The organism is Herbiconiux sp. VKM Ac-1786 (genome assembly GCF_015350805.1).
In the GTDB taxonomy this organism is placed as follows: Bacteria; Actinomycetota; Actinomycetes; order Actinomycetales; family Microbacteriaceae; genus Herbiconiux.
In genome coordinates this window covers 168,932-189,534 of record NZ_JADKSG010000001.1, presented here as the reverse complement: position 1 = coordinate 189,534, position 20,603 = coordinate 168,932, and the positions used below count along the sequence as shown (strand labels likewise).

The following is a 20,603-nucleotide window of genomic DNA, read 5'->3' as shown; positions in this document are numbered from 1 at the left end:
GCCTAGACTGGAGCCACGATGGACGAAGACGAATTCGAGGACTACGACCGTGAGGTCGAGCTCGCCCTCTACCGCGAGTACCGGGACGTTGTCTCCCAGTTCAAGTACGTGATCGAGACCGAGCGCCGCTTCTACCTCGCCAACGAGGTCGAGCTGGCCCGTCGCGACACGGAGCACGACTTCTACTTCGAGCTCACGATGAACGACGTGTGGGTGTGGGACGTGTACCGTTCCGACCGCTTCGTGAAGTCGGTGCGCGTGCTGACGTTCAAGGACGTCAACGTCGAGGAGCTCTCGAGCAAGGACTTCGAGCTGCCCAAGGAGCTGGCGCTCGACGAGTAGGGCGTTTCGTCCTGCACATTTCGACTTCTTCGTGATTCGTCCACAGATCCTCGTCTGACGCCTTTCGCTCCTGCGTTCTTCCGCACCCTTGGTCGCGGAGGTACACATGAAGGCGAAAGACGAACTGGGCCACCGCGGTGAGGGCATAGCGGCCGAGCACCTGGCCGCGATCGGCATGCAGGTGGTGCAGCGCAACTGGCGCTGCGCGACCGGCGAGATCGACATCGTGGCGATCGACGGGCCCGCGCTCGTCATCGTCGAGGTGAAGACGCGCACCTCGGAGGCCTACGGGCATCCGTTCGAGGCCGTCACGCCCGCGAAGCTCCGGCGGCTGCATCTCCTGGCCGCGGCGTACGTCGCGGCCGTGCACCCCGGGCGGCGGATGCCGTTCCGCATCGACGTGGTCGGCGTCATCTGGCCGACGCACGGCGAACCGAGCGTGCAGCACCTCCAGGAGGTGCACTGATGGTGGCGCGAACGCTGTCGGTCGCCCTGCTCGGCATGAGCGGGGCCGTCGTCGAGGTCGAGGCGCACATCGCCGATGCGATCCCGGGGTTCCAGCTGATCGGGCTGCCGGATGCAGCGCTGTCCGATGCGAAAGACCGGGTGCGGGCCGCCGCCGCCAACGACGGCTGCGCCCTGCCGGCGAAGAAGATCGTGGTGAATCTCTCGCCGGCGTCGCTGCCGAAGCAGGGGTCGACCTACGACCTCGCCATCGCGGTGGCGGTGCTCGCGGCGGAGGGCGTCATCCCGGCGTCGGCGATCGGCGCGGTGGTGCACCTCGGTGAGCTCAGCCTCGACGGCCGGGTGCGGCCGATGCAGGGCGCGCTGCCGGCGATCGTCGCCGCGCGGGCCGCGGGGTACCGACGCTTCGTCGTGCCCGCCGGCAACGCCGCCGAGGCGCTGCTCGTGCCCGACGTCGAGATCGTGACGGTGGCGTCGCTGCGGCAGACGCTGATCCATCACGGGGCGGTGCTCGAGCCCACCTCGGTCGACCCGCTGACGCTCCCGGTGGCGCCCGCTCCTCCCGCACCCGACGGCGACCTCGCCGACGTCGTGGGCAACGCCGACGCCGTCGAGGCGCTCGTGGTGGCGGCGGCCGGAGGGCACCACCTGCTGATGCTCGGGCCGCCCGGAGCCGGCAAGACCATGCTCGCCCAGCGCCTCCCGGCACTCCTGCCCGACCTCGACGCCGAGCAGTCGCTCGTGGTCACCTCGGTCTCGTCGCTGGCCGGCCGCCCTTTGAACGGCCTCATCACGCGCCCGCCGCTGGAGAGCCCGCACCACACCTCGTCGGCCGCGGCCCTCGTCGGAGGCGGCTCGAAGGTCATCCGGCCGGGCGCCGCCGCGCGCGCCGCCCACGGCATCCTCTTCCTCGACGAGGCGCCCGAGTTCCCGTCGTCGGTGCTGGATGCGCTGCGGCAGCCGCTCGAGTCGGGCACGATCGTGATCCACCGAGCGAGCGCCACCGCGCGCTTCCCGGGCCGCTTCCAGCTCGTGCTGGCCGCGAACCCGTGCCCCTGCGGCCAGTACGGCGCCGGCGACGTGCCCTGCACCTGCTCGCCGCTCTCCCGCCGCCGCTACCTCGGCCGCCTCTCGGGCCCGCTGCTCGACCGCGTCGACCTGCAGCTGCGCGTCAACCGCGTCACCACCTCGGCGGTGCGGATGACCGACGACGACCTCCCGCGCACCACCACCGCCTCGGCGCGAGCCCGCGTCGAGAACGCCCGCGCCGTCGCCCGCGCCCGCCTCTCGGCCACGCCGTGGAAGACGAACGCCGAGGTCCCGGGCTCGTGGCTCCGCTCGCGCCCCCGCCGTCTCCCACCCGCGACCTCGGGCCCCATCGACCGAGCTCTCGAGCGCGGTACCCTCACCATGCGCGGTTACGACCGCGTCCTCCGCGTCGCCTGGACCCTCGCCGACCTCGACGCCGTGCCGTCCCCGGCCCCCGACCATGTCGGCTGGGCGCTCTTCCTGCGGAAGTCGGTCTCGGCATGATGCTCTTCGGCCTCGACCGCTCCCTCGTCCTCACCCTGGCACGGGCGGTCGCGGTCCCGCCCGCCGGCGCCGGTGCCCCGCCGCCCGCCGCGTCCGCTACTCCACTGACCGGCGACGAATGGGCATCGGCTCCGTCGTCTTCCTCTGATCTCGCTGACGACTCCAGTTCGGAGGAAGCCTCGGGCGCGAGTCTGTTCGCGGCGGCGGCCTGGTCGGGTATCGCTGAGCCGGGGGACTCGGTCGCCGGGCTCGTCGTGGCCGCGCTCGGCGCGGACCGCGCCCTGACGATGCTCATCGACCGCGCCGAGCCCGCGCAGTGGCTCGCGGCGCTCGGCGCGGAGGTCTCCGATCCCGATCAGGCGGGAGGCCGCATCGAGCACGAGGGGGTGACCGCGGAGGTGGTGGGAGCGGCGCTCGAGCGGTGGCGGCCGCGGGTGGTGTCGCGGGTCGTGGTGGGGTCGCTGCGGTCGGCGGCACGGTTCGAGGCGCGGCTGCTCACCCCCGAGCATCCGCTCTGGCCGGAGGGCTGCCGGGACCTCGATCTCCACGCGCCGCACGCGCTCTGGGTGCGGGGGAACGTGCGGGCGGTCGACCACCCGGGCGGCGGTATCGCCATCGTCGGATCCCGCGACGCCACGAACTACGGCGAGCACGTCGCCATGGAGCTGTCGGCGGGAGTGAGCGACCGCGGCTTCTCGGTCGTGTCCGGCGGGGCCTACGGCATCGACGGCATGGCGCACCGCGCCGCGCTGGTGAGCAGCGGAACCACGGTGGCGTTCCTGGCCGGCGGCGTCGACCGCCTCTACCCGGCGGCCCACCACGACCTCCTGCTCCGCATCGCCGCCCGCGGCGCCGTCGTGTCGGAGCTGCCCTGCGGGGCGTCGCCCACCAAGTGGCGCTTCCTGCAGCGCAACCGGCTGATCGCCGCCATCACGCGAGCGACCGTGGTGGTCGAGGCGGGCCACCGCTCGGGCTCGCTCAACACCGCCGGACACGCCGCCGCCCTCGGTCGCCCCCTCGGCGCCGTCCCCGGACCGGTCACCAGCGTCACCTCGGCCGGCTGCCACCGCCTCCTCCGGGAGTACGACGCCACCTGCGTCACGTCCCCCGCCGACGTCGTCGAACTCGTCCTCGGCCCGGCCGCCGCCCGCCCGTCCCTCTTCGACCCGCCGCCGCCTAGACCGCCCCGACCGTCGCTACCCCGCTCACCCTCTTCACCAGTTCGTGAAGATGGTGCCAAAGCGGCACCGCCCCCTGTGACGCTTGGCGCATCGACCCCCAGCGGTGACTCTGACAGGACATCGGCGGATGCCTCGTCGTCGGCATCGGTGGCGTCGGCATCCGAGGCGTCGGCGGTCGATGACGGTGCTGAGGTGCGGGTGCTCGATGCCCTCACCCGGCGGTCGCGTCGCTCGCCGAGTGACGTCGCGGTGCGTGCCGGTCTGTCCGTCCGGGCGGTGGAAGCGGCGCTCGGCGTCCTGCTGCTCGAGGGCCGCGTCGAGGAGACCGAGACCGGCTGGCGACGCAGCCGCGCCTGACCTCACTGCCGTGTGCGGTGCGGGAGGAGATTCGGGGGTGGCGAGCCCAGAGTGGCGTCGCTACCCCCGATTCTCCTTCCGGAGGGCACAGGGGGAGGCGGGGGAGGGGTGGGGCTGGGAGGATGGGGGCATGGGTCAGTACGGGGTGCCGGGGCACACGATCGTTCACATCAGCGACACGCATTTTCTCGCGGGGGAGAGGGCGCTGTACGGGGCCGTCGACACGGATGCGGGGCTGACGCAGGCGCTGCGGCAGCTGGAGGGGTCGGGGATGCGGCCCGAGCTGCTGGTGTTCACAGGGGATATCGCCGACCTGGGGGAGGAGGACGCGTATCGGCGGATCCGGGGGATCGTCGAGCCGGCCGCCGAGCGGTTGGGCGCGAAGGTGCTGTGGGTGATGGGGAACCACGACGACCGGGCGCGGCTGCGGGTCGAGCTGCTGGACGAGGCGGCGGCGACGGAGCCGGTGGTGGCGAGCATCCGCCTGGGTGGGCTGCGGGTGATCGCGCTGGACACGAGCGTGCCCGGGTACCACCACGGGGAGCTGTCCGCCGAGCAGCTGGAGTGGCTGCGGGGCGAGCTGGCCGAGCCGGCACCCGAGGGGACGGTGCTGGCGCTGCATCATCCGCCGATCCCCACGACGATCCCACTGATGCCGATCCTCGAGCTGCAGCGGCAGGACGAGCTCGCCGCGGTGATCGAGGGCAGCGACGTGCGGGCGGTGCTCGGCGGTCACCTGCACTACTCGACGCACAGCACCTTCGCCGGGGTGCCGGTGTCGGTCGCCGCGGCCACCTGCTACACGATGGACATGGTGGCGCCCCGGGGGCGGCTCGTCGGGCTCGGCGGCGGGCAGTCGTTCTCGATCGTGCAGGTCTACGACGACCGGATCGTGCACTCGATGGTGCCGGTCGGGGAGTTCCCGGTCGTGTCGGGGTTCGACAACGCCTTCGTCGACCGGATGGCCGAGCTCCCGGCCGACGAGCAGCTCGAGGCCTTCTCGAAGCACGTGGCACCGCCCGAGTAGCCCGAGTAGGGAGGGGCCGCGGTAGCGGCGTGGGGACGCGGGGCGCCCTGCGGCGCAGGGCATGCTGGGGGGATGGTCGGGATCGGCAAGGCGCGCGAGGGGTATGCGCGTTACCTGCGGCTCGAGCGGGGTTACTCCGACCACACCGTCCGCGCCTACGGGGCCGACCTGGGCGATCTGGAGCGGTTCGCGGAGGCGCGTGGGGTGCAGGACGTGGGCCAGCTCGACCTCGACGTGTACCGCGACTGGCTGTGGGAGGCGTCGCAGCGGGAGCTCGCCAAGGCGACGCTCGCGCGGCGGGCCGCGACCGCCAAGACGTTCTCGGCCTGGCTGCGGCAGACCGGTCTGACGGAGGTCGACGCGGCGGTGCGGCTGCGGGCGCCGAAGCCCGACCGCTCGCTGCCGCGGGTGCTCAGCGACGACTCGATGGGGGCGGTGCTGCAGACGCTCCAGGAGCGGGCCGCCGAGGGGGAGCCCGGCGCTCTGCGGGACGTCGCGGTGGTCGAGCTGCTGTACGCGTCGGCGCTCCGGGTGTCCGAGCTCGTGGGCATCGACGTCGACGACCTCGATCTCGACCGCCGCACGGTGCGCGTCGTGGGCAAGGGCTCCAAGGAGCGCATCGTGCCGTTCGGCAAGCCGGCCCAGCTCGCGCTGAGCGACTACCTCGCGCGGGCGCGGCGGCCGTTGCTGGAGCGGAGCGCCACGACGCAGAAGGGCGCCCTGTTCCTCGGCTCCCGGGGTGGTCGCCTCGGCACCCGCGCCGTCTACCAGCTCGTGGCCGCCCTGCTCGAGTCGGTGCCGGGGAGCGGGCCCGCCGGCCCGCACGCCCTGCGCCACACCGCGGCGACGCACCTGCTCGACGGGGGCGCCGACCTGAGGGCGGTGCAGGAGATGCTCGGCCACGCGAGCCTCGGCACGACCCAGATCTACACCCACGTGAGCGTGGAGCGGCTGCGGTCGTCGTACAAGGCGGCCCACCCCCGGGCCTGAGGGCGGCAGGCAGCAGCACCGCCCGCGGGATGCCGCCGAGCAGCAGTCGCGGGTTGACGTACTCGCCCGCGATCCGCACGCCGAGGTGCAGGCAGTGCGATCCGCAGTGCCCGCCCGAGGCGACGGTGCCGAGAGGGCGGCCGCGGGCCACGGGGGAGCCGACGGCCAGTCCGGGGGCCGCGACGACGGGTTCGAGCGAGGAGCGCACTCCGTCGCCGTGGTCGAGAGCGACGAGCATCCGGTCGCCCACCGTGCCCGCGAAGGTCACCACCCCGTCAGCCGGCGCCAGGACCTGAAGGCCGGGCGACGCGACGAGGTCGATGCCGCGATGCCCGGCTCCGTAGCGATGGGGCGGCGCCACGAACTCAGCCGCCACCACGTGCGAGGTGAGCGGCCACGACCAGTGCGCGCCAAGAGAGGCCACCATGAGGACGAGCAGGAGGAGGGTGGCCGGCAGCTGGGGCATGCCGAGCATCCTGACGACCGGCCGCAGTGGGCACCTGCCGGAAGGGGATTCTGCGAACAGAGGAAGGTGCTCCGACAGCTGTGCAGGAGAAGACGCCAAGACGCCCGAACCGTGCCAGGATCGGAGGGCGGGTCACGCCGGCCGACGACGTCCGGCACCCGGAAGCTGCGAGGGAGTGTGTGTGATGACGAATCAGAGTGCGAGCAGCACGACGGATCACGCGACCGAGAGGAAGCTGCGCCGCAAGGTGATCGCCCTCTCGATCGCCGCGGCCCTCGGCGGCTTCCTGTTCGGCTTCGACTCCTCCGTGATCAACGGAGCGGTGAAGGCGATCGAGGAGGACTTCGACCTCGGCAGCCTGCCGCTGCTCAGCGGCTTCACGGTGGCGAGCGCCCTGCTCGGCTGCGCGATCGGCGCCTACTTCGCGGGCCGCCTCGCCGACCGCATCGGCCGCATCCCGGTGATGCTCATCGGCGCGGGCCTCTTCCTCGTCTCCTCGATCGGCTCGGGCTTCGCCTTCGCGGTCTGGGACCTCATCGCCTGGCGCGTGATCGGCGGCCTCGGCATCGGCATCGCGAGCGTGATCGCCCCGGCCTACATCGCCGAGATCGCGCCGAAGGCCGTGCGCGGCGCCCTCGGCAGCCTGCAGCAGCTCGCCATCACCCTCGGCATCTTCGCCGCCCTGCTCTCCGACACCCTGCTGCAGGGCGCGGCCGGCGGCCCGAACGAGCCGCTCTGGTTCGGCCAGGACGCCTGGCGCTGGATGTTCATCGTCTGCGCCATCCCCGCCATCGTCTACGGCGTGCTCGCCTGGCGCCTGCCCGAGTCGCCGCGCTACCTGGCCGGCAAGGGCCGCAAGGAGGAGGCGCGCAAGGTCATCGCGAGCGTCGCTCCGGCCGACGAGGTCGACGGCGCCCTCGAGGAGATCGAGAAGTCGCTCCGCGAGGACAAGGAGAACGCCCGCACCGCCAGCCTCCGCGGCAAGATGTTCGGCCTGCTGCCCGTGGTCTGGGTGGGCATCCTGCTGTCGATGTTCCAGCAGCTGGTCGGCATCAACGTGATCTTCTACTACAGCACCAGCCTGTGGAGCTCGGTCGGTTTCGACACCTCGAACTCCGGCACCAGCTTCACCATCTCGGTCGTGACGAGCATCATCAACGTGCTGGTGACCTTCGTGGCCATCTTCTTCGTCGACAAGGTGGGCCGCCGCCCGCTGCTGCTCACCGGTTCGGCCGGCATGGCAGTCTCGCTCGGCGTGATGGCGCTGGCGTTCTCGCAGGCGGTCGTCACCGACGGCGCCCCGCAGCTGCCCGGCGCCTGGGGCCCGATCGCCCTCGTCGGCGCGAACCTGTTCGTGATCTTCTTCGGCGCCACCTGGGGCCCGATCGTCTGGGTGCTGCTCGGCGAGATCTTCCCGAACCGCATCCGCGGCAAGGCGCTCGGCATCGCGGCGGCCGCGCAGTGGCTGACGAACTTCGCCATCACCGAGACCTTCCCGGCGCTGTCGAGCTTCTCGCTCGCCTTCACCTACGGGCTCTACACCTTCTTCGCGCTGGTGAGCTTCTTCTTCGTCTTCTTCGCGGTGCCCGAGACGAAGGGCCGGTCGCTCGAGAGCATGGACAGCCTGAAGGTCGTGCGGAAGGGCAGCAAGCAGGCGGTCGACGCCCCGCAGTAGGCGGCGGCACGGGTGGTATAGTTCTCGGAGCACCCCGCTCGTCGGGGTGACTTCGCGTGCCCTCGAGGCAGCAGCATCCGATCGGTCCCACCGTGAACACCCCATCGTGAACGCGGGCGGGCCGGATGCGCGCCGGGCACCAGGATCCACGGCCATCGTCGTGGAGCAAACCGAGAACAGAAGGAGTACGGCACATGGCCGTCGTCACCATCCGCCAGCTGCTCGACAGCGGCGTGCACTTCGGGCACCAGACCCGCCGCTGGAACCCGAAGATGAAGCGATTCATCTTCACCGAGCGCTCCGGCATCTACATCATCGACCTGCAGCAGTCGCTGGGCTACATCGACAAGGCCTACGACTTCGTCAAGGAGACGGTCGCCCACGGCGGCACCGTGCTCTTCGTCGGCACCAAGAAGCAGGCTCAGGAGTCCATCGCCGAGCAGGCGACCCGCGTCGGCCAGCCCTACGTCAACCAGCGCTGGCTCGGTGGCCTCCTCACCAACTTCCAGACCGTCTCCAAGCGCCTCGCGCGCATGAAGGAGCTGGAAGAGCTCGACTTCGAGGACACCGCGAAGAGCGGCTTCACGAAGAAGGAGCTCCTCATCAAGAAGCGCGAGCTCGACAAGCTGCACAAGTCGCTCGGCGGTATCCGCAACCTGACGAAGACCCCGAGCGCACTCTGGGTCGTCGACACCAAGAAGGAGCACCTCGCGATCGACGAGGCCAAGAAGCTGGGCATCCCGGTCATCGGCATCCTCGACACGAACTGCGACCCCGACGAGGTGCAGTACCCGATCCCGGGCAACGACGACGCCATCCGCTCCGTCGCGCTGCTGACCCGCATCGTGGCCGACGCCGCGGCCGAGGGCCTCATCCAGCGTCACCAGAAGCCCGAGGAGGCCGGAAACGTCTCCGCCGTCGAGCCGCTGGCCGAGTGGGAGCGCGAGCTGCTCCAGGCCTCCGAGAACCCCCAGGCCGAGGACGAGAAGATCGAGGCCGTCGACGGCGAGATCTCCGGTGACGTCGACACCGAGGCCGTGGCCGAGGTCGTCGCCGCCGAGGTCCCCGTCGAGGAGAACGACGCCGACGCCCAGGCCGAGGCCGACCTCGCCGCGATCACCGACGAGTCGCTCGTGGTCGAGCACCACGTCGAGTCCGACGTCGAGACCGAGGCGAAGATCGAGGCCGAGGCCACCGACGCCGAGAAGCGCCCCGCCGCCGAGTAAGGCCCGGCCGCCCGAGGGCGGCCACCGACGACTCGTCGAACCACTCATGAACGGCGGGCCGGCCACGAACCGGCCCGCCACATCTCTCAAGGAGTCAGAAACACATGGCAACAATCAGCCTGGCTGATGTCAAGGCGCTGCGCGAGCAGCTCGGCACCGGCATGGTCGACACCAAGAACGCCCTGGTCGAGGCCGACGGCGACATGGAGAAGGCCGTCGAGATCCTCCGCCTCAAGGGTGCGAAGGGCAACGCGAAGCGTGCCGACCGCTCCACCAGCGAGGGCCTCGTGGCCGCTTCGCAGGGCGACGGCGCCGCGACGATGATCGAGCTCGCCTGCGAGACCGACTTCGTGGCGAAGGGCGAGAAGTTCATCGCCCTGGCCGACAAGGTGCTCGCCGCCGCTGCGGCCGCCGGTGCGTCGACCGTCGAGGAGGCCCTCGCGGCCCCCGCCGACGGCAAGACCGTCGCCGACGTCATCAACGACGAGGCCGCCATCCTCGGTGAGAAGATCGAGCTCCGCCGCATCTCGCGGCTCGAGGGCGAGAACTTCGAGATCTACCTGCACAAGACCTCGAAGGACCTGCCCCCGCAGGTCGGCGTGGTCGTGGCGTACACGGGTTCCGACGCCGAGACCGCTCGCTCCATCGCGCAGCACATCTCGTTCGCCGACCCGCAGTACCTCTCCCGTGACGACGTCCCCGCCGACGCCGTCGAGAAGGAGCGTGCGATCGTCACCGAGATCTCGAAGAACGAGGGCAAGCCCGAGGCGGCTCTGCCCAAGATCGTCGAGGGTCGCGTCACCGCGTTCTTCAAGCAGGTCGCCCTGCTCGAGCAGGACTACGCGAAGGACAACAAGCTCTCGGTCTCGAAGGTGCTCGCCGAGGCGGGCATCCAGGTGACCGGTTTCGCCCGATTCAAGGTCGGCGCGTAACACACCACGAGAAGGGCTCGGACCGATGGGTCCGGGCCCTTTTCCACGCCTGCGCGCATTCGGGGCCGGGCGGGAGACGATAGCCTGAACACGGGCATGACGAGAGGATGCATGGCGGATGAGCGAGCCGGATTCGAAGCGCAGGGTACTACTGAAACTCTCCGGTGAAGCGTTCGGCGGTGGCTCCCTCGGGGTCAACCCCGACGTCGTGTCGGGACTGGCCAGGGAGATCGCGGAGGCGGCCCAGGAGGTCGAGGTCGCGATCGTCGTCGGCGGAGGCAACTTCTTCCGCGGCGCCGAGCTCTCGACCCGCGGCATGGACCGCGGTCGCGCCGACTACATGGGCATGCTGGGCACCGTGATGAACGCCCTCGCCCTGCAGGACTTCCTCGAGCAGGCCGGCGCCGAGACGCGGGTGCAGTCCGCCATCTCGATGACCCAGGTCGCCGAGCCGTACATCCCGCGCCGCGCCATCCGGCACCTCGAGAAGGGCCGCGTCGTGATCTTCGGCGCCGGCGCCGGGCTGCCCTACTTCTCCACCGACACGGTCTCGGCGCAGCGCGCGCTCGAGATCCACGCCGACGAGGTGCTCGTCGCCAAGAACGGCGTCGACGGCGTCTACTCCGCCGATCCGCGCATCGATCCGGATGCGGTGAAGCTCGAGTTCCTCACCTACAACGAGGCCCTCGTGCAGGGTCTCAAGGTCGTCGACTCGACCGCGTTCAGCCTCTGCATGGACAACGGCATGCCGATGCACGTGTTCGGCATGGAGCCCGCGGGCAACGTGGCGAAGGCCATCCGGGGCGAGCGCATCGGCACCCTGGTCGCGACCTCGCACTGAGGCGTCACCGGGCGCGGCCCGCGAGCCTCCACAGAGGCGCCCCACTACACTTGACAGCACAGATCCACTGAAGGAGTTGCCGTGATCACGGATGTACTGGCAGATGCCACCGAGCGAATGACCAAGGCCGTCGAGGTCACGAAGGACGACTTCTCCAGCGTGCGCACCGGCCGGGCGAACCCCGCGCTGTTCCAGAAGATCCTCGTGTCGTACTACGGAACGCCGACGCCGCTCGAGCAGCTGGCGTCGCTGCAGAACCAAGAGGCGCGCACCCTCCTCGTCACCCCCTACGACAAGAGCGCCCTGCGCGACATCGAGCAGGCCATCCGCGACGTGCCGAACCTGGGCGCCCAGCCCAACAACGACGGCACGGTCATCCGCGTCACCCTGCCCGACCTCACCGAGGAGCGCCGCAAGGAGTACGTGAAGATCGTCCGCACCAAGGCCGAGGACGGCAAGGTCTCGATCCGCAACATCCGCCGCAAGGCGAAGGACGACCTCGACGCCCTGAAGAGCGAGGTCGGCGACGACGAGGTGACGCGTGGCGAGAAGGAGCTCGAGCAGGTCACCAAGCGCTACGTCGACGCCATCGACGACGCCCTGAAGCGCAAGGAAGCCGAGCTCCTCGAGGTCTGACCTCGACAGGTCTGACACCGACGGCCCCGATGAGCCAGGAACCCGGCCGGCAGCAGCCCGCCCGTCACGAGCCCCGCCCGAGCCGCACGCCGCGCGTGCGCCGTACGCGCACGCTCACCCGCGCCGAGATCCAGGCGCAGATGCGGGCTCGCAAGGAGCAGTTCGACGAGGCCAACGAGAAGATCACTGCGCGTTCCGGCCGCAACCTCGTCTCGGCCATCCTGATCGGCGTGGTGCTGGCGGGCGTGATGATCGTCAGCCTCGTGGTCATCAAGGAGCTCTACCTGGTGCTGGCCGTCGTGCTGGTCACCTTCGGCACGCTCGAGCTCGCGACGGCGCTGCGGGTCGCGAAGCTGCACGTCGCGCGCATCCCGACGGTGATCGCCGGCGTCGCCGTCGTGCCCGCCGCCTACTACTGGGGCGCCACGGGGCAGTGGCTGGTCGCCCTCGCGGGCATGCTCGTCGTCACCCTCTGGCGGCTGGTCGAGGTGGCCGTGCGTCAGCCGCGCAGCCAGGGTCCGCGACCGGATGCGCGGGGTCTCCTCAAAGACCTGGGCGCCGGCATCTTCGTGCAGGTCTATGTCTCGTTCCTCGCGAGCATCTCGGTGCTCCTGCTGGCCCAGGACGGTGGGCAGTGGTGGGTGCTGTCGTTCATCGTCGTCGTGGTGCTGGTCGACGTCGGGGCCTATGCCAGCGGCCTGAACTTCGGCAAGCACCCGATGGCCCCCACCATCAGCCCGAAGAAGACCTGGGAGGGTCTCGCCGGCGCCGCGGTGGCCGCCCTCGTCGGCGGCGTGCTGCTGTCGATCCTCGTGCTCGGCCAGCCCTGGTGGTTCGGTCTGCTGTTCGGTGCCGTGATCACCTTCACGGCCACCGTGGGCGACCTGTCGGAGTCGCTGCTGAAGCGCGACATCGGCATCAAGGACATGAGTTCGTGGCTGCCCGGACACGGCGGATTCCTCGATCGGCTCGACTCGATCCTGCCCTCCGCGGCCGCCGCGTACCTGCTCTGGGTGGTCTTCGGATCGTGATCTCGGCGAAGTTCGGCACAATAGAGCCGTGAGCGCACCGTTTCCCCGCACCCGCAGTTCGAGCCTCGGCTACGACACCGCCGAGGTCGACGACTTCCTGGCCAGGGCGCGCGTCGCCTACGACGAGCGCGACAAGGCCGGTGAATACACGCTGACGGCCGCGATGGTGCGGCAGACGGCGTTCGGCATGGAGAAGGGCGGCTACGAGGCCCGGGCCGTCGACGCGGCGCTCGAGCGCCTCGAGGACGCCTTCGCGCTGCGCGAGCGCGACCAGGCCTATCGGCAGAAGGGCGACGAGGCGTGGTTCGCCGAGGCCCGAGGTCGGGCGGCCGAGATCCTCGCGCGGCTCGAGCGACCCGACGGCGAGAAGTTCGACCGGGCCGGGTTCCTGCGTCAGGGCTACGACCGACGCGACGTCGACTCCTTCGCGGCCGGGCTCGTGGAGTACTTCCGCGCCGGGGCCGACGTCAAGGTCTCCGACGTGCGCACCGCCGTGTTCCGGCCGCGACGCGGCGGCTACAGCGAGTCGCAGGTCGACGCCGTGCTCGACGCGGTGGTCGACGTGATGCTCGCGGTGCGCTGAGCGCAGGAATCTTCAGAATGCGCGCAGAAATCGCGCATCCGGTGGCAGAAATCACCGCACATATTTCGATCGCGTAAAGAAACCTCGTCAGCGCTGGCCCCCGCTTGGGCGGCGCCCGTTCTTTGTGTTAGCTATGGTGCACAGCACAAGCGGGTGGCACGCGCATCGTCGCGCCTGCCCGCCTTCGAAATCAGGAAGAGGTAATGCGAGACATGACGCCCGCATCCACGTTCACCCGGCGCTCGCTCACGCTCGTCGCCGGCGGCGCCGCCTTCGCGCTCGCCCTCACCGGCTGCGCCGGCTCGGGCGGCGACTCGTCGAGCTCCGGCGACGCCATCATCGTCGGCACGACCGACAAGGTCACCACGCTCGACCCGGCCGGCTCGTACGACAACGGCTCGTTCGCCGTGATGAACCAGGTCTTCCCGTTCCTCATGAACACCCCTTACGGCAGCCCCGACGTCGAGCCCGACATCGCCGAGAGCGCCGAGTTCACCGCTCCCACGGAGTACACGGTGAAGCTCAAGGAGGGTCTGACCTTCGCGAACGGCAACGAGCTCACCTCCTCCGACGTGAAGTTCAGCTTCGACCGCGACCTCGCGATCGCCGACCCCAACGGCCCGTCGTCGCTGCTCTACAACCTCGACTCGGTCGAGGCGCCCGACGACCTCACCGTCGTGTTCAAGCTGAAGAGCCCCGACGACCAGGTCTTCCCGCAGATCCTGTCGAGCCCCGCCGGCCCGATCGTCGACGAGGAGGTCTTCTCGGCCGACTCGATCACGTCCGACGCCGACATCGTCGAGGGCAAGGCGTTCGCCGGTCAGTACTCGATCGACAGCTACGACTTCAACAACCTGATCTCCTACGTGCCCTTCGACGGCTACCAGGGTGTGCTGCCGCCGGCCGAGTCGCCGGTGCAGGCGAAGTACTACGCCGACTCGTCGAACCTCAAGCTCGACGTGCAGGAGGGCAACATCGACGTGGCGTTCCGCAGCCTCTCGGCCACCGACGTCGACGACCTCTCGGGCAACGACAAGGTGAAGGTCTACGACGGCCCCGGCGGCGAGATCCGCTACATCACCTTCAACTTCAACACCCAGCCGTTCGGCGCCACCACGGCCGAGGCCGACACCGCGAAGGCCACGGCCGTGCGCCAGGCCGTCGCCGACCTGATCGACCGCGACGAGATCGCCGACCAGGTCTACAAGGGCACCTACACCCCGCTGTACTCCTTCGTGCCCGCGGGCCTCACCGGCGCCACCGAGGTGCTCAAGGAGACCTACGGCGACGGCAACGGCGGCCCCAGCGCCGACAAGGCGAAGTCGACCCTCGACGCCGCCGGCGTCACCGGCCCCGTCGAGCTGAACCTGCAGTACAGCCCCGACCACTACGGCCCCTCCTCGGGCGACGAGTACGCGCTCATCAAGGACCAGCTCGAGTCGTCGGGCCTGTTCACGGTTAACCTGCAGTCGACCGAGTGGGTGCAGTACGCGAAGGACCGCACGGCCGACCTGTACCCGGCGTACCAGCTGGGCTGGTTCCCCGACTACTCCGACGCCGACAACTACCTGACGCCGTTCTTCCTCACCGAGAACTTCCTCGGCAACCACTACGACAACAAGGAGGTGAACGACCTGATCCTGAAGCAGGCGTCCACCCCCGACGCCGCCGAGCGTCAGTCGATCATCGAGGAGATCCAGGCCAAGGAAGCCGCCGACCTGTCGACGGTTCCCTACCTGCAGGGCGCCCAGGTGGCCGTCGCGGGCACCGACGTCGACGGCGTCACGCTCGACGCCTCGTTCAAGTTCCGCTACGCACCCCTCACCAAGTAGAGATACCGGCAAAGGGATAAGACGAAGGACGGGCTAGGGTACTTCCTGGCCCACCGCACTGGGGCGACCGGTTCAGCCGGTCGCCCCTCGTGCGCCACCGGCTCCGACTGATTGGCAACGATGACGACAAGTCTGCTTCCGACCGACGCTCCGTCGGTGGTCGCCCCCAAGCCCAAGAGCGCGGGGGGAGGGCTCGGCAGGTACCTGCTGATCCGCTTCCTGCTGATCTTCCCCACCATCTTCATCCTGGTCACGCTCGTGTTCCTGCTGATGCGCACCATCGGCGACCCGATCACGGCGGCCCAGGGCGGCCGGCTCACGGCCGAGCAGCTGCAGGAGCGCATCCACGCCGCCGGCTACGACCGCCCCGTGCTGGTGCAGTACTTCGAGTACCTCGGCCAGGTCTTCACCGGCAACTTCGGCAACACGATCTCCGACAACCGCCCGGTCACCGAGGTGCTGCTGACCTACGGCGGCGCCACCCTCGAGCTCGCGTTCTACGCGCTGATCGTCGCCTTCATCGTCGGCATCCCGCTCGGCATGCTGGCCGCCTCGATGCGCGACCGGGTTCCGGATGCCGTACTGCGCATCTTCGCCATCCTCTGCTACGCGACCCCGGTGTTCTTCGCCGGCCTCCTGCTGAAGCTCGTCTTCTCGGTCTGGCTGCAGTGGCTGCCGGTGGCCGGACGGGCCTCGACCCGCACCGAGCTGTCGATGCAGACGCTGCCGAACAAGACCGGCATCTACCTGATCGACGCGATCATGCTCGGCAACCCGAACGCCATCGGCGACGTGCTCTCGCACGCGGTGCTGCCGGGCATCGCGCTCGGCCTCCTGACCGCCGGCGTGTTCCTCCGCCTCGTGCGCACGAACGTCATCGGCACGCTCGGCACCGACTACGTCGACGCGGCCCGTTCGCGCGGCGTCAGCGAGTTCCGTCTTGTGCGGAAGCACGCCTACAAGCCCGCGCTCATCCCGATCATCACGGTGATCGGCCTGCAGATCGCCCTGCTGCTCGGCGGCGCGGTGCTGACCGAGACCACCTTCGAGTGGAAGGGCCTCGGCTTCCAGCTGGCCGCCTACCTGGCGGCCCGCGACTTCGTGGCCGTGCAGGGCATCGTCGCCCTGCTCGCCGTCTTCGTCGCCGTGACGAACTTCGTCGTCGACGTGATCGCCGCGCTGATCGACCCGAGAGTGAGGTACTGATCATGACGGACACCGTCATCGCCTCCGTGCCGCCCGTGAAGAACAGCCTGCTCGGCCGGCTCCCCGTCGTGAAGCAGCTGCGCCAGAGCGTGGGCCTGCAGCGCGGCATGCTGATCGCCGGTCTCACGATCACCGGCCTGTTCGTGCTCGTCGCGATCTTCGCCCCGCTGATCGCGCCCTACGGCTTCGCCCAGCTGCGCGACGCCCAGGGCTCCTTCGGCGCCCAGCAGCCGCCGAGCGCCGCCCACATCATGGGCACGACCGTCGGCGGGTACGACGTGTTCTCGCGTGTGATCTGGGGCGCCCAGACCGCGGTGCTCGTGATCGTACTGGCCGTGGTGTTCTCGATCATCGCCGGCATCCTGCTCGGGCTGGTCTCCGGCTACCTCGGCGGCTGGCTCGACCGGGTGCTCGTCGTCATCGGCGACGCCATCTACGCCTTCCCGTCGCTGCTGCTCGCGATCGTGCTGTCGATCGTCATCTCCGGCGGCCAGTCGAGCCTCTGGGGCGGCATCCTGGCCGCGGCGCTGTCGATCACCGTGGTGTTCATCCCGCAGTACTACCGGGTCATCCGGGCCGAGACCATCCGCATCAAGGCCGAGCCCTACGTCGAGTCGGCGAAGATGCTCGGGGCCCCGACCTCGCGCATCATGTTCCGGCACGTGCTCCGCAACGCCACCCGCACCCTGCCGATCATCTTCACGCTCAACGCGTCGGAGGCGGTGCTGACGCTCGCGGGCCTCGGCTTCCTGGGCTTCGGCATCGAGCCCTCGGCGGCGGCCGAGTGGGGTTACGACCTCAACAAGGCGCTGTCCGACGTGACGAGCGGCATCTGGTGGACGGCCCTGTACCCGGGCCTCGCCATCGTTCTCTCGGTGCTCGGCATCACCCTCGTCGGCGAGAGCCTGAACGACCTCGCCGACCCGCGCCTGCGCGGACGCAAGCGCGTGAAGGCCAAGGCGGGCGCCGTGTCGCTCACCGCGGTCGACCAGACCCTGCCCTCCGACGTCGACATCCGCGAGGAGAACGCATGACCGCCACCACCCCGACCGCGTCGCCCGCGGCAGACGGGCGCGAGACCGTCGTCGGCATCGACCGGCTCGGCATCTCGTTCGCGACCGACGCCGGCGCCGTGAAGGCGGTCGACGACGTCAGCCTCACGGTGCACAAGGGCGAGATCGTCGCCATCGTCGGCGAGAGCGGCAGCGGCAAGACCGTCACCGCGAAGTCGATCCTCGGCCTGCTGCCCGGCACCGCCACCGTCAACGGGGCGGTGCTGCTGACGAACCGCGAGGGCACCGGCCGCTCCGACGTCGTGACACTGTCCAGGCGCGAGCTCCGCGGGGTGCGCGGCACCGACGTCGCGATGGTGTTCCAGGAGCCGTCCACCGCGCTCAACCCCGTCTACACGGTGGGCTGGCAGATCGCCGAGGGGCTGCGCGCCCACGGCCGCATCTCCCGGGCCGAGGCGAAGGCCCAGGCGATCGAGATCCTCCGCAAGGTCGGCATCCCCGACCCCGAGACGCGGGTCGACTACTACCCGCACCAGTTCTCGGGCGGCCAGAAGCAGCGCGTCGTGATCGCGGCCGCCCTGGTGATGAACCCCGGACTGATCGTCGCCGACGAGCCCACCACGGCTCTCGACGTCACCGTGCAGGCCGAGATCCTCGACCTGCTGCGGCGCCTGCGCGACGAGTTCGGCACGGCCATCGTGCTGATCACGCACAACATGGGCGTGGTCGCCGACCTCGCCGACCGGGTCGTCGTGATGTACCAGGGCCGCGTCGTCGAAGAGGCGGATGCGCGGACGCTGTTCTCCGCACCGCAGGCCGAGTACACCAAGAAGCTGCTCGGCTCGGTGCCCCGCATCGGGCAGGGTCGGGCGCACACCGAGAGCCGTGCGGCCGATCGGGCCGGAGCGAGTGCGGAACGCGCATCCGTCGGCCGCGTCGAGAACGCTGTCGTCGAGGCGACGGATCTCGTGATCGAGTACCCGGGCCGGCTCGGGCGCAAGGGCTTCCGCGCCGTGCAGGGCGTCTCGTTCGCCATCGCGCCCGGCGAGGTGCTGGGGCTCGTCGGCGAGAGCGGATCGGGCAAGACCACGATCGGCCGTGCCATCGGCGGGCTGACCCGGGCGACCGGAGGTTCGCTGAAGGTGCTCGACTTCGAGATGGTCGGGTTCTCGGAGCGCCGGTTCAAGCCGCTGCGCGCCGACATCGGCTTCGTCTTCCAGGACCCGGCGGCGAGCTTCAACCCGCTGCTGAGCATCGCCGACGCGGTGGCCGAGCCGCTGATCATCCACGGCCGGGCGAAGAGCCCGTCGTCGGCCCGGGCCCGCGTCGACGAGCTGCTCGAGGCGGTTCAGCTGCCGAAGAGCTACGGCGACCGCTTCCCGCACGAGCTGAGCGGTGGCCAGCGCCAGCGCGCCAGCCTCGCCCGGGCGCTCGCGCTCGAACCGAAGCTGCTGATCGCCGACGAGCCCACCTCGGCCCTCGACGTCTCGGTGCAGGCGCGCGTGCTGGAGCTCTTCGCCGAGCTGCAGAAGGAGTTCGGCTTCGCCGCGCTGTTCATCAGCCACGACCTCGCCGTCGTCGATCTGCTGGCCGACCGCATCGCGGTGCTCTACCACGGCGAGCTCGTCGAGGAGGGCACCGGGGCGCAGGTGCTGGACGACCCGCAGCACGAGTACACGCGCCGGCTGATCGCCTCGCTGCCCGTCCCCGACCCGGCCGAGCAGGCAGAGCGCCGCACGGTGCTGGCCGCACTTCGGGCCGAAGCTGGGAACGCACCGGCCTGATGGGCTAAAATCGGACGAATCGTGGCCAAGCACTCCCTGAACGACGATCGCCCGAGAGTCACCCGCTCTCCCGGCGCCGTCGAGCGAACCCCCGAGGCGGCCCCTCCGGCCGTGTCGGTCGCGTCGGCCGCGTCTCGCAGGCCCCCGCGCCGCACGGGTCGCGCGGCGCTGCAGCTGCTCGGCCTCGCCGCGGTCACGGCCTGCGCGTTCGTCACCGTGGTCGCCCCCAACGTGGGCGTCTCGTCAGCGACGGCCTCGTTCTCGGGCGAGTTCGACGAGGGCCGGGTCGGGGTGCAGAACCTCGCGGTGTCGGCCTCGGCGGCCACCGCCCTGATCCGCGACGGCTACACGGTGAAAGACCCGCCGCCCCCGCCGCCCCCCGTGATCGTCGCCGCCCCGACGCCCGTCGAGAAGTCCTCGAGCTCCGACAGCGGATGCCCCGACCCGAACGCGGCGGTCGCCGATCCCGCCACCGCGCAGGCGGTCGCGCTCGAGCTCGCCGCCGCCCGCGGCTGGACCGGTGCGCAGTACGACGCCCTGATCGCGCTCTGGAGCCGCGAGTCGGGCTGGCGCGTCAACGCGCTGAACGCCTCGAGCTGCGCCTACGGCATCCCGCAGGCCCTGCCCGGCTCGAAGATGGCCTCGGCCGGGGCCGACTGGCTGACCAACCCGGCGACCCAGATCACCTGGGGCCTGAACTACATCCAGGGCCGCTACGGCGACCCGGCCTCCGCCCTCGCCCACTCCGACGCGAACCACTGGTACTGATCCCATGACGCTTCGCCAGACCACCCCGAACCCCGTCGTCCGCGCGGGGCTGAAGACGCTCGCCTTCGGCGTCGCCGCCTCGTTCGTGCTGCTCTTCGCCGTGAACGCGCACTCGGCCGAGGCGCAGCCCACCGGCACCTTCGGGCCCGAGGTGAGCACCGCATCCGTCGCCGGCCAGTCGCTCACCGCGAGCGGCGAGGCGAGCGCGATCGCCCGCGACGGGTACACGATCACCGACCCGCCCGCGCCCGAGCCCGTGCCGGTTCCCGCGGTCGTCGCCGCTCCCGCGCCGAAGGACGACGACGACGCCGAGGCACCCGCCGGTGCCGCACCGGCGGCCTCGGCCGGCTGCGAGGCCAACGTCGTGCCGACCCCCGGCCCGCCCGCCCCGGGCTCGCTGCAGGACATCGCCTACCAGGCGGTCATCGGCTACGGCTGGGGCGAGCAGAACTACTACTACCTGCTGGCGCTCTGGAACCGCGAGTCGGGCTGGAACCCGGCCGCCCACAACGCGTCCTCGGGCGCCCACGGCATCCCGCAGGCCCTCCCGGGCTCGAAGATGGGGCCGGGCTGGGAGAGCGACCCGAACGTGCAGATCGACTGGGGCCTGCGCTACATCGCCGGCACCTACGGCACGCCGTGCGAGGCCTGGGCGTCGTCGGAGGACCGCGGCTGGTACTGATCCGCTGACGATCCGGGCCGGGGCCCGGTTTCA

At 70.5% G+C, this 20,603-nt stretch carries 19 protein-coding genes and 1 pseudogene; 19 read left to right on the top strand and 1 reads right to left on the bottom strand.

What is annotated here, in order from left to right; translation table 11 throughout:
- Nucleotides 1-18 precede the first annotated feature (18 nt).
- The 6 genes from ITJ64_RS00880 to ITJ64_RS00855 all read left to right on the top strand — a co-directional run bounded on the left by ITJ64_RS00880 (nucleotide 19) and on the right by ITJ64_RS00855 (nucleotide 5,895).
- Nucleotides 19-342 carry a DUF2469 domain-containing protein gene (locus tag ITJ64_RS00880; protein WP_022898285.1) on the top strand — a complete coding sequence of 108 codons (324 nt, stop codon included), beginning with the start codon at nucleotides 19-21 and terminating at the stop codon, nucleotides 340-342.
- A 106-nt stretch (nucleotides 343-448) separates the two neighbouring features.
- A complete protein-coding gene (locus tag ITJ64_RS00875; RefSeq protein ID WP_194678887.1) occupies nucleotides 449-808 on the top strand; it encodes a YraN family protein in 360 nt (119 codons plus the stop codon).
- On the top strand, nucleotides 805-2,340 hold the full coding sequence (locus ITJ64_RS00870) for a YifB family Mg chelatase-like AAA ATPase (protein ID WP_194680664.1): 1,536 nt from the start codon (nucleotides 805-807) through the stop codon (nucleotides 2,338-2,340). The genes ITJ64_RS00875 and ITJ64_RS00870 overlap by 4 nt, the downstream gene beginning before the upstream one ends.
- The gene (gene dprA / locus ITJ64_RS00865; protein WP_228507608.1) at nucleotides 2,337-3,878 is read left to right on the top strand and encodes a DNA-processing protein DprA; all 1,542 of its coding nucleotides are present in this window, start codon (nucleotides 2,337-2,339) and stop codon (nucleotides 3,876-3,878) included. The genes ITJ64_RS00870 and dprA overlap by 4 nt, the downstream gene beginning before the upstream one ends.
- A 130-nt stretch (nucleotides 3,879-4,008) precedes the next feature.
- Nucleotides 4,009-4,905 carry a phosphodiesterase gene (locus ITJ64_RS00860; protein WP_194678886.1) on the top strand — a complete coding sequence of 299 codons (897 nt, stop codon included), beginning with the start codon at nucleotides 4,009-4,011 and terminating at the stop codon, nucleotides 4,903-4,905.
- Between the two features lie 72 nt (nucleotides 4,906-4,977).
- Nucleotides 4,978-5,895: a tyrosine recombinase XerC gene (locus ITJ64_RS00855; protein ID WP_194678885.1), complete on the top strand. Its 918-nt coding sequence runs from the start codon at nucleotides 4,978-4,980 to the stop codon at nucleotides 5,893-5,895.
- A 61-nt stretch (nucleotides 5,896-5,956) separates the two neighbouring features.
- Here ITJ64_RS00855 and ITJ64_RS00850 read toward each other — a convergent pair.
- Nucleotides 5,957-6,322: pseudogene (locus tag ITJ64_RS00850) on the bottom strand (peptidoglycan DD-metalloendopeptidase family protein); the annotation flags it as partial.
- 223 nt (nucleotides 6,323-6,545) lie between these two features.
- Here ITJ64_RS00850 and ITJ64_RS00845 point away from each other — a divergent pair.
- From ITJ64_RS00845 to ITJ64_RS00785, 13 genes are all read left to right on the top strand, one after another.
- Nucleotides 6,546-8,036, top strand: a complete 1,491-nt coding sequence (locus ITJ64_RS00845) for a sugar porter family MFS transporter (protein ID WP_194678884.1) — start codon at nucleotides 6,546-6,548, stop codon at nucleotides 8,034-8,036.
- Nucleotides 8,037-8,230: 194 nt separating this feature from the next.
- Entirely contained in the window at nucleotides 8,231-9,262 is a 1,032-nt protein-coding gene (gene rpsB / locus ITJ64_RS00840) for a 30S ribosomal protein S2 (RefSeq protein ID WP_194678883.1), read from the top strand.
- Nucleotides 9,263-9,366: 104 nt separating this feature from the next.
- Entirely contained in the window at nucleotides 9,367-10,194 is an 828-nt protein-coding gene (gene tsf / locus ITJ64_RS00835) for a translation elongation factor Ts (RefSeq protein ID WP_173183747.1), read from the top strand.
- A 118-nt stretch (nucleotides 10,195-10,312) separates the two neighbouring features.
- Nucleotides 10,313-11,035, top strand: a complete 723-nt coding sequence (pyrH, locus tag ITJ64_RS00830; protein WP_194678882.1) for a UMP kinase — start codon at nucleotides 10,313-10,315, stop codon at nucleotides 11,033-11,035.
- Between the two features lie 81 nt (nucleotides 11,036-11,116).
- Nucleotides 11,117-11,671 (top strand): ribosome recycling factor, encoded by a 555-nt coding sequence (gene frr / locus ITJ64_RS00825; RefSeq protein WP_173183749.1) that lies wholly within the window; start codon nucleotides 11,117-11,119, stop codon nucleotides 11,669-11,671.
- Between the two features lie 29 nt (nucleotides 11,672-11,700).
- Entirely contained in the window at nucleotides 11,701-12,702 is a 1,002-nt protein-coding gene (locus tag ITJ64_RS00820; RefSeq protein ID WP_228507607.1) for a phosphatidate cytidylyltransferase, read from the top strand.
- 28 nt (nucleotides 12,703-12,730) lie between these two features.
- Nucleotides 12,731-13,285 (top strand): DivIVA domain-containing protein, encoded by a 555-nt coding sequence (locus ITJ64_RS00815; RefSeq protein WP_194678881.1) that lies wholly within the window; start codon nucleotides 12,731-12,733, stop codon nucleotides 13,283-13,285.
- Nucleotides 13,286-13,497: 212 nt separating this feature from the next.
- Entirely contained in the window at nucleotides 13,498-15,117 is a 1,620-nt protein-coding gene (locus ITJ64_RS00810) for an ABC transporter substrate-binding protein (protein WP_194680661.1), read from the top strand.
- A 120-nt stretch (nucleotides 15,118-15,237) separates the two neighbouring features.
- Complete coding sequence (locus tag ITJ64_RS00805; RefSeq protein ID WP_173183752.1) at nucleotides 15,238-16,323, top strand: ABC transporter permease; 1,086 nt, start codon at nucleotides 15,238-15,240, stop codon at nucleotides 16,321-16,323.
- A gap of 2 nt (nucleotides 16,324-16,325) precedes the next feature.
- Nucleotides 16,326-17,357 (top strand): ABC transporter permease, encoded by a 1,032-nt coding sequence (locus ITJ64_RS00800; RefSeq protein WP_194678880.1) that lies wholly within the window; start codon nucleotides 16,326-16,328, stop codon nucleotides 17,355-17,357.
- A complete protein-coding gene (locus tag ITJ64_RS00795; protein ID WP_194678879.1) occupies nucleotides 17,354-19,120 on the top strand; it encodes an ABC transporter ATP-binding protein in 1,767 nt (588 codons plus the stop codon). Before ITJ64_RS00800 ends, ITJ64_RS00795 begins: the two co-directional genes overlap by 4 nt.
- A gap of 21 nt (nucleotides 19,121-19,141) precedes the next feature.
- Nucleotides 19,142-19,888: a lytic transglycosylase domain-containing protein gene (locus ITJ64_RS00790; protein ID WP_370544978.1), complete on the top strand. Its 747-nt coding sequence runs from the start codon at nucleotides 19,142-19,144 to the stop codon at nucleotides 19,886-19,888.
- A gap of 4 nt (nucleotides 19,889-19,892) precedes the next feature.
- Nucleotides 19,893-20,570, top strand: a complete 678-nt coding sequence (locus tag ITJ64_RS00785; protein ID WP_194678878.1) for a lytic transglycosylase domain-containing protein — start codon at nucleotides 19,893-19,895, stop codon at nucleotides 20,568-20,570.
- The last annotated feature ends 33 nt before the right edge of the window (nucleotides 20,571-20,603 follow it).

Coding starts and splice junctions, on each gene's coding strand:
- ITJ64_RS00880 (WP_022898285.1), top strand. CDS start 19: ATGGACGAAGACGAATTCGAGGACTACGACCGTGAGGTCGAGCTCGCC.
- ITJ64_RS00875 (WP_194678887.1), top strand. CDS start 449: ATGAAGGCGAAAGACGAACTGGGCCACCGCGGTGAGGGCATAGCGGCC.
- dprA (WP_228507608.1), top strand. CDS start 2,337: ATGATGCTCTTCGGCCTCGACCGCTCCCTCGTCCTCACCCTGGCACGG.
- ITJ64_RS00860 (WP_194678886.1), top strand. CDS start 4,009: ATGGGTCAGTACGGGGTGCCGGGGCACACGATCGTTCACATCAGCGAC.
- ITJ64_RS00855 (WP_194678885.1), top strand. CDS start 4,978: ATGGTCGGGATCGGCAAGGCGCGCGAGGGGTATGCGCGTTACCTGCGG.
- ITJ64_RS00845 (WP_194678884.1), top strand. CDS start 6,546: ATGACGAATCAGAGTGCGAGCAGCACGACGGATCACGCGACCGAGAGG.
- rpsB (WP_194678883.1), top strand. CDS start 8,231: ATGGCCGTCGTCACCATCCGCCAGCTGCTCGACAGCGGCGTGCACTTC.
- tsf (WP_173183747.1), top strand. CDS start 9,367: ATGGCAACAATCAGCCTGGCTGATGTCAAGGCGCTGCGCGAGCAGCTC.
- pyrH (WP_194678882.1), top strand. CDS start 10,313: ATGAGCGAGCCGGATTCGAAGCGCAGGGTACTACTGAAACTCTCCGGT.
- ITJ64_RS00820 (WP_228507607.1), top strand. CDS start 11,701: ATGAGCCAGGAACCCGGCCGGCAGCAGCCCGCCCGTCACGAGCCCCGC.
- ITJ64_RS00810 (WP_194680661.1), top strand. CDS start 13,498: ATGACGCCCGCATCCACGTTCACCCGGCGCTCGCTCACGCTCGTCGCC.
- ITJ64_RS00805 (WP_173183752.1), top strand. CDS start 15,238: ATGACGACAAGTCTGCTTCCGACCGACGCTCCGTCGGTGGTCGCCCCC.
- ITJ64_RS00800 (WP_194678880.1), top strand. CDS start 16,326: ATGACGGACACCGTCATCGCCTCCGTGCCGCCCGTGAAGAACAGCCTG.
- ITJ64_RS00795 (WP_194678879.1), top strand. CDS start 17,354: ATGACCGCCACCACCCCGACCGCGTCGCCCGCGGCAGACGGGCGCGAG.
- ITJ64_RS00785 (WP_194678878.1), top strand. CDS start 19,893: ATGACGCTTCGCCAGACCACCCCGAACCCCGTCGTCCGCGCGGGGCTG.